Source organism: Leuconostoc sp. LN180020, assembly GCF_014844115.1.
GTDB classification, from domain to species: domain Bacteria; phylum Bacillota; class Bacilli; order Lactobacillales; family Lactobacillaceae; genus Leuconostoc; species Leuconostoc citreum.
Genome location: NZ_CP039736.1, coordinates 1,305,596 through 1,317,771, shown reverse-complemented (window position 1 = coordinate 1,317,771; position 12,176 = coordinate 1,305,596). Strand labels below are relative to the sequence as shown.

Sequence of the window (12,176 nt, the reverse complement as noted above, 5' to 3'; positions counted from 1 at the left end):
AGATTATCCTATCAATGCTGACCAACGTGCCGTTAAAGCAGCTGCACTTTTGTCATCTGGTGTTGTAACATATATTGTATCAAATCCAGCTAACGTCGCAATTACTTCTGGTAAATCAGCATCATCAATCACTCCTGCTAATGCATTACCAGTTGAATCGGTTGTTTTAATAATGGTCATAAACTGTACTTGTTGTATAAAAACAGCGTATTCCTTTATAGCTTCATCCACTGCACTCGCAGTAACGGCCAAATCAGGTATAGTCGTTTGATCTTGTAATTGTTGATACCTTAATTCGCCATTCACATCTTTAATGCGCACAATACCCAGTGCACGTATATCACGAGACACTGTAGTTTGTGTGGTCATAACATGATGACGCTGCAATTCCGTTAATAGCGCTTCTTGACTTGTGATGGACTGCTTTTGGATAATATCAAGTATCAATGCTTGCCTTTGTTGCTTTGAAATCATTTATCTTTTCCTCACTGCACAAGCACCACGTTTTATAATGTTTAACTGCTTATGCGTCTTACATTTCTTCAGGTGCTTTTACACCAAGTAGACGTAGACTTTCTGATAAAATTATCGTCACCGCTTTTACTAATGCCAAACGCGCGTTGAGTTGGTCATCTGGCAATAAAATTTTTGAATTTGCATAATATTTATTAAATGCGCGTGACAATGACAACGCATACTTGGCAATAATACTTGCTTCGCGTTGTTGCCAAGCACGTTGTACAATCGTTGGGAATTGATTTAACGTTGTTATAATGTCCCAAGTTGCTGTGTCATCAAGATTGAGTTCATCTACTGACACGGCTGTATTGGCTTTGCGCAAAATTGACTTAGCTCGTGCATTTGTATATTGAACATAAGGGCCAGTATCGCCCTCAAAGCGGACAACTTCTTCGAGATTAAAGTCAAAGTTATTAGTACGATCATTCATTAAGTCATGGAAAACAACTGCGCCGGCACCTACTTGTTCGGCCACTGTTGCTTTATCAGCTAGATCTGGATTTTTTTCTTGAATTTGTTTCAGAGCTAGGTCATGGGCATCGTTTAAGACATCTTTTAATAAGACAACATCTCCTTTACGGGTTGACATTTTCTTACCATTGAACGTAATTAAACCAAAAGCAATGTGTTCAACATCATCCGCCCAATCAAATCCCATCAGTGATAATACTGCCTTCATTTGAACAAAATGTTCACGTTGCTCACCACCAACAACGTAGAGTGACTTAGCAAAATTATATGTTTCCTTACGGTAAACGGCAGCAGCCAGATCACGTGTCATATATAGGGTTGCACCATCTGTACGCTTGATCATTGCTGGTGTCAAATTAGGGTTAATATCAGATAAATCAACAATCTGTGCCCCCTGTGATTCAACTAGTAATGACTTTTCAGCGAGCATATCAACGACTTTATCCATTTTATCGTTGTAGAAAGCTTCGCCATTGAACGAATCAAAACTAATTTCAAGACGATCATAGATTTCAGTAAATTCTTTTAATGACTCCGCACGGAACCAGGTCCACAGCTGATGTGCTTCTTCGTCACCGTCTTCTAACTTTTTAAACCAGGCACGCCCAGCATCATTTAAGCTATCATCAATTTTTGCTTTTTCATGGAATTCAACATAATAACGCAAAAGCGTTGCGATTGGATCTGCTTTGACTTCAGCTTCAGTACCCCAAGTTTTATAAGCGTAAATTAGCTTACCGAATTGCGTTCCCCAATCACCCAAATGATTGATTTTGATTGGATGATAACCATTTTTAGCAGTAATATTAGCCAAAGCATTACCAATAACAGTTGATCGTAAATGTCCCATAGACATTGGTTTTGCAATATTAGGAGATGACATATCAATTGTGACATTTGCGCCATCACCATCATTGTTATCACCAAATGCAGCACCTTGGGTTAAAATTGTTTTCAATGTTGCTTGAGACGTCATTTTTTTGTCTAAGAAAAAATTCACATAAGGTCCTGTTGCCACAACTTTTTCGAAGTCACTTTGGTCAATACGGTTTACTATGTCGCTAGCAATCTGCTGTGGTGCTTGACGTAACAATTTAGCCAATGTAAATGTTGGAAAAGCAACGTCACCCAAATCGGATGATTTTGGTGATTCTAATTTTGCTGCAATTTCCGCTACTGGGATGTCTGGTAAAACTTGTGATAATGATGTAATAATGCTTTTATTATCAGTCATGTGGTCATATTCCTTTTTTAATTAGTTCCTATTATACCTTATTTTAAATTGATTCATATAAAAATCGCCCCTCGTTAACAATTAACAAGAGACGAGATAAACCCGCGGTACCACTCTAATAGCTTACGCCACTCGATATTTATACTTTGGATTCTGAGTACGCGCCGCCTCAATCATGGCCTGACTTTCACCAACTCAGGCTCGCTAAACATGATTTTTTGAAACATCTTTACTCTTCTTCATCCGCTTCCGCACGCTCCGGTACTGGTGCATGCTTAATTACTTCAATTTCGTCCATACGAACTACAGCACGGTGGTTCATTTCATTGACTGCCGGTTGGTCGCCTAAATCGTTTTCCGTTATTTCAACCAATAGTGCATTTTCATATACTTTTTCTACTTGGCCAGTAAATGGTTTTTCTAAATTCCCATACGCTGGTGCTAGCAAAATATCCCCAACGTGATATTTTGATGCCTTATTTTCTTCTTCGTCTGCCATTGTTGTCAGTGTACACATTGCTTAACTGCCCCTGTTGTTAGCCAACACGAGTCACATTAAGCACGTCTACTTTTCCTCCTGTAATCAATGTATAACAACCAATTTTAACACAAAACCGCACGAATCACAATGTTACAATACGAGAGATAATGTGACGTGCAATGGTTATTTTGGGTGCTCTATCTAAAAACTCAGGCTGCTTATCTCGGGTCAAGATTGTCACACTGTTGTCATCAGATGAAAAACCGATATCTGACCGACTAACATCATTTGCAATCAGCATGTCAGCGTTTTTTGTAACTAATTTATCGGCACCGTAAGCTTCAACATTTTGCGTTTCTGCAGCAAAACCCACAACAATTTGACTGTGCGTTTTATGTTGGCCTATTGTCTTTAAAATGTCAGGATTTTGCACTAACTTTAGTGTCAGTCCGCTATCCTCAGTTTTTTTAATTTTATGATGATCTGTTTTTTCAGGCCTAAAGTCTGATACGGCTGCTGCACCAATAAAGATATCCGCTGTCTCAAATGCGGCTATCGCGACATCAAACATTTCTTGCGTTGAAGAAACAAGAATTTGATTAACACCATAAATAGCTGGCTTAGTCACAGTTGTAATCAGTGTCACATGTGCCCCTTGTTCAGCAGCAGCTTGAGCCAACGCAAAGCCCATCTTACCACTTGAGCGATTGGTGATATAACGTACTGGATCCAATGCCTCACGCGTACTACCAGCTGTAATAATGACTTTTTTACCATGCAGTAACCCGCTTTTTGCCTGCAAACGAATGGCCGCTTCTGATAAAATCATGTCTGGTTCTGGCAAACGGCCTTTGGCCTCATAACCTTCGGCTAAAAAGCCAATACTGGGTTCAATTAATAGCCAACCATCTGAGGATAAGTGCTCAATATTACGTTGCACAGCAGGATTATTATACATCACATCATTCATTGCTGGTATGACAATCTTTTCAGCTGCCGATGCCATAACTGTTGCTGTCGGTGCATCATCTGCAATACCGTTTGCCAGTTTTCCAATAATATTTGCCGTTGCCGGTACAACAAATATCACCTCAGCCCATTTGGCCCACGCAATATGCACAACATCGGCCCCTTGTCCAGCAAACAAATCAGTTAAAACATCATATCCTGATAAAATGGCCATTGTTTTGCTGGGTATAAACTCTTGTGCGGCATGTGTCATAGACACTCTGACATGTGCACCCATTTTGATTAACAATCTAACTAGTGTAGCCGATTTGTACGCTGCCACACTGCCGGAAACAACAATTAAAATATTTTTATTTTTAAACATTTTTTTATCCTATACTAGTAGCATTTGAGACACGAAACGGTCTCACGTTTCAAAACGCATTGTACCATATCAACAAGATAATTGCCTATCAAAAAAATCGTTAAGGGACGAATAGTCACTTAACGATGTGATGATATTTAATTAGATGTTGTTAAACTTGAAGTCAAGCATAAAGGGTGACAATCTTGTCCACAGTTAAAACGATTGAGGTACTTTAAACGGTTTGCCCCGTACCAAATAAACCGAAATGGTTTATTTATCTATTATATCAATTCGTCATCCAATGAGGACATTTTTGGCGTTTCAACAAATATTTCAGGATTTAAAACCCTTATCTAATAATTTGCCAACGATGGGCAGTTGACCCAACTTATCCATTTGTTTACCATCCACAACAACCATATTAGCTGATGATTCCGCTAATGTGGTGAAAGCATTAATCGACTGATTCTGGAAGTACTTATCATCTGCACCGGCCAATCCCGACTGCACAGTATCAATACGATAACGCTCAGCATCTGCACGGGTTTTAGTGGCATCAGCTTCAGCCTTAGCAGTGGCCATTAGCGCATCATTTTTAGCCTTAGTAGTCAATTCAATTGAACGCGCCTCACCTTCCGCTTTAGCAATTGTTGCTACTCGTTCACGATCAGCTGTTAGCTGCTTATCCATCGCTTCTTGAATGGATACGGAAGGTCGTAATTCATCAATATTTATACGATCAACATTAATACCATAGGTATTAGTTAAATCGCCGATAGCATCGGCTAATTGAACGTTAATTTTAGTTGTTGAGCCTAATGCCTCATTTAATTCCATACGCCCTATAATATCGCGAAGATGTCCGCGAACTAATTGTGCCATCGATTCAACAGAATCAGTATTTTCGTACATGTATTTGATAGCGTCCGTCACATGATAGTTGAGTGTCACACTAGCTTTAATATCCGCATTATCCGCCGTGATAACTGAATAATCGGGTAAACGCAAAGGTCTCATAGCTAGACTCACTTTACGTATTGTTTGGAAAAAAGGTACATAAAAATGTAAGCCGGCTTCGCAACGACGACTGTACTTTCCCAATGTTTCGACTAGCCCCGCATTGTTTTGAGGCACAATTCTAAAAAATAACATATTACTCTCCCTTTGTAATCAATCTGACTGTATTATTTTAGTTCTCTTAAGGTTAAAATATTACCGTTTGCCTCAATAACTGCATACGACTTGTCCTTATTAACAACTGAAGCGTTATCAATCAGATATCGATAATAAATTCCTGAAATTTTCACCAAACGATTATCTAAATCAAAATTGTCCCCTGATATCACATGACCAACAAACTGTCTGTCTTCAAACGACTTTGGACGGACACCCTCCTCTAACAATTTCGTTAAATAATTATTTAACGAACGTCCTTCCTGACTCGCGTGTTTAGCTAAAACTTCGTGAAGTTCCGGATCAATTCTGAGCGGAATATTTCCTGATTTTTTGTGAATGTTTTCACTGTTTTTTATCATATCTTAATGATATCACAATTAAAAATATAAATCGAGCAATAGTCTAATAATTTTTTTCAAATCATCCAAATAAAAAAGCAACAGAACGTGACGAGGCTTCCTGTTGCGCTTCGATTTTTAATGTCAAATCGCTATTTATTGCTATCTTTTCTAAAAAAGTTTGCTACAGTTTGGACAAAGTAGCGTGGTTGACTCAGCTTGGCACGATCAAATTGTTGCGAATATAAAGCAAATCTTTCAATCAACTGCGATAAGGATTGGAAAATAGATTTTGAAACAACGAAGAGAATCACTAATAATAACAATGAGACGGAATCAATTCGTGTGAGTGAGAAAAATTTACTAAACGTGAAACCGACAATAATCATGCCTGCAAGACAACTAAAAAATACTTTTTGACGAAAGGCATTCATTGGTGTCGAAATTTTATAGAGAACAAAGAAGCCAACAACAATTAATAATAAGGTTGCAGCCGTTGAAACATCTGCTGTACTTAATTTAAACAATGTTCCGCAAATTACTAAAATTCCCACAACCACCATATCTGTAATACCACCAGGTGCAGCTTTACTAAAGACGTTTGTCATAAAGTGTCCTTTTATTTTTTCATTATTTTTTTCTAATGTTAACAAAAATGATGGTAAGCCAATGGTGAACAAGCTAATCAATGTTATTTGTAAGGGATTCAGCGGATAAGTAGCTGATAGCAGTATAGCAAAGACTGACATCAATAATGAAAAAATGTTTTTAACCAAGAACAAGCTCGCCGAGCGTTCAATATTGTTAACTATTTGACGACCTTCTAAGACAACCTGTGGCATCTTTGAAAAATCAGATTCCAATAACACTACTTGTGCGGCCTTAGCTGTGGCATCATTACCAGAAGCCATAGCAATACTACAATCTGCTTTTTTCATAGCCAAAATATCATTCACACCATCGCCTGTCATGGCAACTGTCTTGCCGTTATCTTTCAGAATATCAACAAATTGCTCTTTTTGTTCTGGCGTGACACGACCAAAAACGGTGAATTTTTTTAATGCATCGTCCATACTTTCTAAACTGTTTAGCGTTCGAGCATCAACATAATTCTCAGCACCACTAATACCCGCTTGCTTTGCTGTGTAACTCACTGTTAACGGATTGTCACCAGAAATGACTTTGATTGCCACATCTTGCTTGGCAAAATATTGAAAAGTTTCTTTCGCGTTTTCTCTAACAGGATTAGCAATAACAATTAAGGCTAAAGGCGTCACAGCACTGGTCAATTGACGGTTTTTTATTACCCCATTATGTTGCCCAAATATTAACACACGCAGACCTTGTTCAGAATATTGTGTAATGGCTTGCTTGTACTCATCATACTGATCTTTAAGCAAAACTTCTGGTGCCCCCAGTACGAATGTATCATCGCCAAAGGTAACACTACTAAATTTTTCAACTGATGAGAAAGTTGTATACGAGGTAGCTTGACGATCTGATGCCTGATTAAACTTCTCTTTAATCGCCACCATCGTATCGTTATCGGCTGCCATAGTTTGAGCAAAATCGGATACTAGCTGGCTCAAATCCGATTCCGATTTTGACTGACCTGCTAAAGGTACAAAATGGGCTACTGTCATTTTATTCTCAGTGATTGTCCCAGTTTTATCGACACAAAGTACATCAACACGCGCTAGTGTCTCAATACTCTTCATATTGTGTAATAATACTTTTTGCTTAGCCAAACGGGCAGCCCCCATAGCTAATGAAATTGTCGTCAATAAGTAAAGGCCCTCTGGAATCATACCAATTAAGGCGGCAACCATAGTGGTAATACTTTGTTCAAGTGAGACATTATTCAATATGTAACTTTGATAAAAAAGAATTAAGCCAACAGGGACAATAATGATACCAACCCATTTAATGAACCGATTGATTGATATCACCATTTCTGATTGTTCGCTATTTTTAATCTTTTTAGCTTGACTTGTCAGCTTCGAAATATATGACGCTTCCCCTACTTTTTCCAGTTCACCATAACAACGACCCGACACCACAAAACTACCGGATAACAATTTGTCTCCAACACGTTTAGTAATTTCATCAGACTCACCGGTTAGTAAGGCCTCATTCACTTGAATTTCGCCATTTAACACAACCGCATCAGCCATAATTTGAGTGCCAGCCCGAAATAACACAACATCGTCAATCACAAGTTCGTCTACTTCTAACTGAACTTCTTGACCTTCTCTCACTGCCGAAACCGTTGTTGTATCTAGCACATTAAGATTGTCTAAAACTTTTTTGGCACGTACTTCTTGAAAAACACCGATTAAAATATTAATTAGAACAACTGGCACAAACGAAAGATTTTTATAGGATTGCACAAAGGCTAAAAGCAACGCTAATACCAAAAAAATCAGGTTAAAAAAGGTCAGTGTATTTTCTCGAATAATTGCCGCATAGGTTTTAGATTGATTTTTACCTACTTTGTTAGATTGTCCAGCACGTAGCCTGTCAGCAACTTGTTGTTGTGTTAACCCCTTTTGATAGTCTACTGGTGTATCAAGCCTATCATCAACGAATGGTTGTTTGGTGATATCTGGTTGTTTAGTCATCCATTATTCCTTTTCGAGTGTGTTATCAGATTAAATATTAATTGATAGTCAATGACCCTTGATGCGTTGCCACAAAATTTTTAACAACGGCATAATCCCCAATATAAGGTTCATCTACACCGTTAACTTTTTGGTATGGGTCTTCACCTTTACCAGCAACAATGACAATATCATTATCACGGGCTGCTAACAAGGCTTGATTAATTGCAGCTATTCGATCCATTTCAAAGTGAACATCCAACTTTGGATTGTTAATATGTGCAGTAATTTCATCAGCAATAGTTTTGGGTGATTCAAATTGCGGATCATCTGCAGTCAGGTAAACGACATCGGCGAGCTCAGAAACGACATGACCAAAATCTGCTCGTCGGGACACGCCTTTATTTCCTGGTGAACCGACAACAACGATGACTTTCCCATCAGGATACTGACTTTGGGCAAATTTTAATAAGGCATGCATTGAAGCATAATTATGCGCATAATCAACAAATGCGACACCGTGATTCGGTATTGGTAGGCTTAACATCCGCCCTGGAATAAACACAGTATCTAACCCCTTAACCATAGCCTCATATTTGGCACCTGCTAATGCCGCCATAATTAACGCGGCTAATGCATTGGATTCGTTAAAATCACCGGGCAAGTTCAAACGATAAGCTCCTGCCATTTCCGATAAATCACTTGCTTGTACAGTCAGTTGACTTTCATGAATTGCGCTACTTTGGGACGTAAACGTATATTCTCCGCCCTTTTCTGCATTACTATATGTATAAATCTTATCATGACCCTTTTTTGCATGTGTCATAATTTCAGACAAGTGATCACTCTCAGCGTTCACAATTACTTTGTCTGAATGATCAAATAACATCAATTTGTGGGCTAAATAATCTTCAAAGTTGGGATGTTCATTTGGTCCGATATGATCGGGCGAAATATTTAAAAAAGCACCCACTTGATATCGCAAGCCATACACACGCTGTTTCAAATAGGCTTGTGAACTCACTTCCATTATCAAGTGTGTCATACCGTTATCTACAACACGTCGCATATCCTTAAACAATTCGTACGATTCGGGGGTTGTTAAATCAGATTTTTTGCGATCACTGGCCTTTGGTCCAGTAATACGATCGACTGTCGAAAAAAGTGCAGTATGGTTGTCTGTTGCTGCTTTTAAGATATTATAAGTCATGTAAGCAGCAGTCGTTTTCCCCTTTGTCCCAGTGAAGGCTCCAATCCACAGTTTCTTTTGGGGATAATCAAAGAAAGCCATTGATAAAAGCGATAAGGCTTTCTGCACATTAGTAACCTGCCACTGTGGCAAATCAACTGGTAATTGGCTCTCTGATACGATACCAGTAATCCCTTGAGCATTTTCTAGATACTCTGGTCGAAAAGCCCCTTTTACCACAAATAACGTTTCCGGCTCAACTTGGCGTGTATCATAATGTAAAAATGAAAATTCATGATATGTTACTGGTTGAGACACTAATAAATTGTGAGAAGACAACAGTTGTTCAATTGTTTTACTTGTTAGTTTCATAATATTATTATACAAAAAAATGACAGTTGTGTCAGACAGAACTGTCATTTAGATGACTTCAATAGGCTACGGCGTAACGCTATTGGCGCAAACAGTGTACTTGCTAAAATAACTACTGCCAATTCAGAATAGTCGCCATTTGTAATAAGATGCGTACTTAAGCCAATATCAGCAATAATTAGTGCCATTTCGCCACGAGAAACCATGCCTAGTCCGATGATGTGAGATTCATATGTGCTCATACCTGTTATTTTAGCACCTAAACTTGACCCAGCCCATTTCGTTACAATCGCCGCAATTGTCATAATTATCAAAAGAAACCACTTATCACCTAAGCCTGTTAGCGTCATTTTCAAACCAATACTGGCAAAGAAAATTGGTATAAAGAAGCCATACCCGATAGTCATCGTGTGCGCCATGATTTGCTTTGCTTGATTAGCACGAGCAAGCGCTACGCCGGCAAAAAAAGCACCAACTACCGCTGAAACACCGGCTTTTTCAGCAAAATAGCCCGAAGTAATGGCAAGTAATACACCAATTAATCCAGCAATCGCTGGTAATTTTGTTTGCCACAAGTATTGAACAATTTTAGGTAAAATGTAGCGACTAAATAACCAAAATAAAATAAAAAATAAGATCGCTATCATTAACTGTTGAGGTACATCTACTGTGCCTTGATTTTTCAAACCAAATGATGACATAAATCCTGTTAATATTAGCACAGCCAATATGTCATCGCCAACAGCAGCACCCAAAATGGTCACACCAGATTTAGTTTTTAGTTGATTATACTCACTCAAGACCTCGGCAGTAATCGAGACTGACGTCGCAGAAAAAACGATACCCCAAAATATTGATTGCACCGTATTGTAATGAAATATTTGTGCCAGCAAGAAAAAAGTGCCTAGGGGTAATAGTGCCCCTAAAAGTGCAACAGTTAATGAGGTTTTAATGTGTGATAGCAGTTGCTTGATATCTGTTTCGATACCAACAATGAACATCAAGAGTAATACACCTATTTCTGCGATACTATTCAATTCGTACGAAATTGACACAAGTTTGAAGACACTGGGTCCAATGATGATGCCAGCCAACAACTGGCCAACTACGATAGGCATACCGAAACGATGGGCGCCCCAACCAAAAATAATGGTCGCTATAAACAAGATAATTAAATTCTGATAAATTGTCATTTGTTACTATCCCTACTTTGATTTTTTGTAAATAAAAAAAGCTTATCCTAAAAGTAAACGCTGCTCCCCCACATACGTTCGCCTTAAGTCTAAGCTTAACCAGTTTGATATTATTAACTATTGTTTTTATGGTCAGCTGCGCTTTGATGCTTCTCAGCTGTTGCCATCGCCATGTCAGCAATCGCTGCGGCGTTGTCACGATAAATATGTTGATCAGATGCAACGGCTTCGTAGACTCTTGCTAATTCACGTGTCAAAATCTGACGTACTTCTGTCGTTGAATGCGTCTCCATCAATAATTGACGTAGTGACGACGCATGAGCAAATCCACGAAGATATATTTTAAAATACCGTTTCAGGGCTTCAAAATGCTTAGGTGTTACATTAGCGTTGACATCGTCAAACAAATCAAGTTGTCGCTTCAATAAAGCGATTGATTCTTCTAGTGTGTGCTGCCTAGGAATTTTCTCAAAAGCATAAGGATTTTCAAAAATACCACGACCAATCATAATCCCATCAATGCCTGGGTGTATCTTAGCCAAAGCTAGGCCCTCTGCCCGTGTTTTGATATCGCCATTAATTTGAATGAGTGTTTTTGGAGCCAACTTATCCCGCATAGCCAGTATCTCATCAATATACTCAACATGCGCTGGTGCTTTGGACATTTCTTTTCGTGAACGGAGATGGACAGTTAGGACTGCCACATTTTGACGTAAAATAATGGGTAACCAATCACGAAATTCTTCGGCATGATAGAAACCCAATCGTGTTTTAACTGAAACGGGTAACCCTGATGCCTTCGCAGCTGAAATAATTTTTTCAGCTAAATCATCATGACGAATCAAATCTGAACCAGCCCCATTTTTAATCACGGTTGCATCAGGGCAACCCATATTAATATCAACAGCACGATATCCCATGGTTGGTAGTATTTTTGCAGCACCCGCGATATCTTCTGGCCGTGAACCCCAAATTTGGGCTACCGGTTGTGCCTCATTTTCAGCAACAGCAAGTCGCCCTTGAACTGAAAACTTGGCTTTTGGATGCACCATTGAACTGGCATTCGTAAATTCAGTATAGTAAACATCTGGTGGCCCAGCTTGTGCTACTACTCGACGGAAAATAGTATCCGTGACAGCTTCCATTGGTGCTAAACTAAAAAATGGTTGTTTATCAGATGTTGTGTTTTTGGCTTGTGTTTGTTTTACAATCTCATCCCAAAATGAATCTTGTTGGGTACTAAGCGTCATGCGACATCTCCTTGTATAATGTAAGTAAATTCCATCAT

10 protein-coding genes are annotated in these 12,176 nt (G+C 38.8%); all 10 read right to left on the bottom strand.

Going from position 1 to position 12,176, the window contains the following annotated elements; all coding sequences use genetic code 11:
• Positions 1-3 precede the first annotated feature (3 nt).
• The 10 genes from FAZ25_RS06800 to FAZ25_RS06755 all read right to left on the bottom strand — a co-directional run bounded on the left by FAZ25_RS06800 (position 4) and on the right by FAZ25_RS06755 (position 12,138).
• The gene (locus FAZ25_RS06800) at positions 4-474 is read right to left on the bottom strand and encodes an arginine repressor (protein ID WP_004900749.1); all 471 of its coding nucleotides are present in this window, start codon (positions 472-474) and stop codon (positions 4-6) included.
• A gap of 58 nt (positions 475-532) precedes the next feature.
• Positions 533-2,224, bottom strand: a complete 1,692-nt coding sequence (gene argS / locus FAZ25_RS06795) for an arginine--tRNA ligase (protein ID WP_004900752.1) — start codon at positions 2,222-2,224, stop codon at positions 533-535.
• Positions 2,225-2,453: 229 nt separating this feature from the next.
• Positions 2,454-2,723 (bottom strand): hypothetical protein, encoded by a 270-nt coding sequence (locus FAZ25_RS06790; protein WP_036058373.1) that lies wholly within the window; start codon positions 2,721-2,723, stop codon positions 2,454-2,456.
• Positions 2,724-2,847: 124 nt separating this feature from the next.
• The gene (gene coaBC, locus FAZ25_RS06785; RefSeq protein WP_048801484.1) at positions 2,848-4,038 is read right to left on the bottom strand and encodes a bifunctional phosphopantothenoylcysteine decarboxylase/phosphopantothenate--cysteine ligase CoaBC; all 1,191 of its coding nucleotides are present in this window, start codon (positions 4,036-4,038) and stop codon (positions 2,848-2,850) included.
• Positions 4,039-4,353: 315 nt separating this feature from the next.
• Entirely contained in the window at positions 4,354-5,172 is an 819-nt protein-coding gene (locus FAZ25_RS06780; RefSeq protein ID WP_004900765.1) for an SPFH domain-containing protein, read from the bottom strand.
• A 32-nt stretch (positions 5,173-5,204) separates the two neighbouring features.
• The gene (locus FAZ25_RS06775; RefSeq protein WP_004900770.1) at positions 5,205-5,555 is read right to left on the bottom strand and encodes a toxin-antitoxin system HicB family antitoxin; all 351 of its coding nucleotides are present in this window, start codon (positions 5,553-5,555) and stop codon (positions 5,205-5,207) included.
• Positions 5,556-5,686: 131 nt separating this feature from the next.
• The gene (locus FAZ25_RS06770; protein ID WP_048801485.1) at positions 5,687-8,155 is read right to left on the bottom strand and encodes a cation-translocating P-type ATPase; all 2,469 of its coding nucleotides are present in this window, start codon (positions 8,153-8,155) and stop codon (positions 5,687-5,689) included.
• A gap of 37 nt (positions 8,156-8,192) precedes the next feature.
• Positions 8,193-9,695 carry a UDP-N-acetylmuramyl-tripeptide synthetase gene (gene murE / locus FAZ25_RS06765; RefSeq protein ID WP_192269825.1) on the bottom strand — a complete coding sequence of 501 codons (1,503 nt, stop codon included), beginning with the start codon at positions 9,693-9,695 and terminating at the stop codon, positions 8,193-8,195.
• Positions 9,696-9,739: 44 nt separating this feature from the next.
• On the bottom strand, positions 9,740-10,888 hold the full coding sequence (locus FAZ25_RS06760; protein ID WP_004900782.1) for a cation:proton antiporter: 1,149 nt from the start codon (positions 10,886-10,888) through the stop codon (positions 9,740-9,742).
• 113 nt (positions 10,889-11,001) lie between these two features.
• Positions 11,002-12,138, bottom strand: coding sequence for a tRNA-dihydrouridine synthase (locus tag FAZ25_RS06755; protein ID WP_004900786.1), 1,137 nt, complete (start codon positions 12,136-12,138; stop codon positions 11,002-11,004).
• Positions 12,139-12,176 lie beyond the last annotated feature (38 nt).

Coding starts and splice junctions, on each gene's coding strand:
- FAZ25_RS06800 (WP_004900749.1), bottom strand. CDS start 474: ATGATTTCAAAGCAACAAAGGCAAGCATTGATACTTGATATTATCCAA.
- argS (WP_004900752.1), bottom strand. CDS start 2,224: ATGACTGATAATAAAAGCATTATTACATCATTATCACAAGTTTTACCA.
- FAZ25_RS06790 (WP_036058373.1), bottom strand. CDS start 2,723: ATGGCAGACGAAGAAGAAAATAAGGCATCAAAATATCACGTTGGGGAT.
- coaBC (WP_048801484.1), bottom strand. CDS start 4,038: ATGTTTAAAAATAAAAATATTTTAATTGTTGTTTCCGGCAGTGTGGCA.
- FAZ25_RS06780 (WP_004900765.1), bottom strand. CDS start 5,172: ATGTTATTTTTTAGAATTGTGCCTCAAAACAATGCGGGGCTAGTCGAA.
- FAZ25_RS06775 (WP_004900770.1), bottom strand. CDS start 5,555: ATGATAAAAAACAGTGAAAACATTCACAAAAAATCAGGAAATATTCCG.
- FAZ25_RS06770 (WP_048801485.1), bottom strand. CDS start 8,155: ATGACTAAACAACCAGATATCACCAAACAACCATTCGTTGATGATAGG.
- murE (WP_192269825.1), bottom strand. CDS start 9,695: ATGAAACTAACAAGTAAAACAATTGAACAACTGTTGTCTTCTCACAAT.
- FAZ25_RS06760 (WP_004900782.1), bottom strand. CDS start 10,888: ATGACAATTTATCAGAATTTAATTATCTTGTTTATAGCGACCATTATT.
- FAZ25_RS06755 (WP_004900786.1), bottom strand. CDS start 12,138: ATGACGCTTAGTACCCAACAAGATTCATTTTGGGATGAGATTGTAAAA.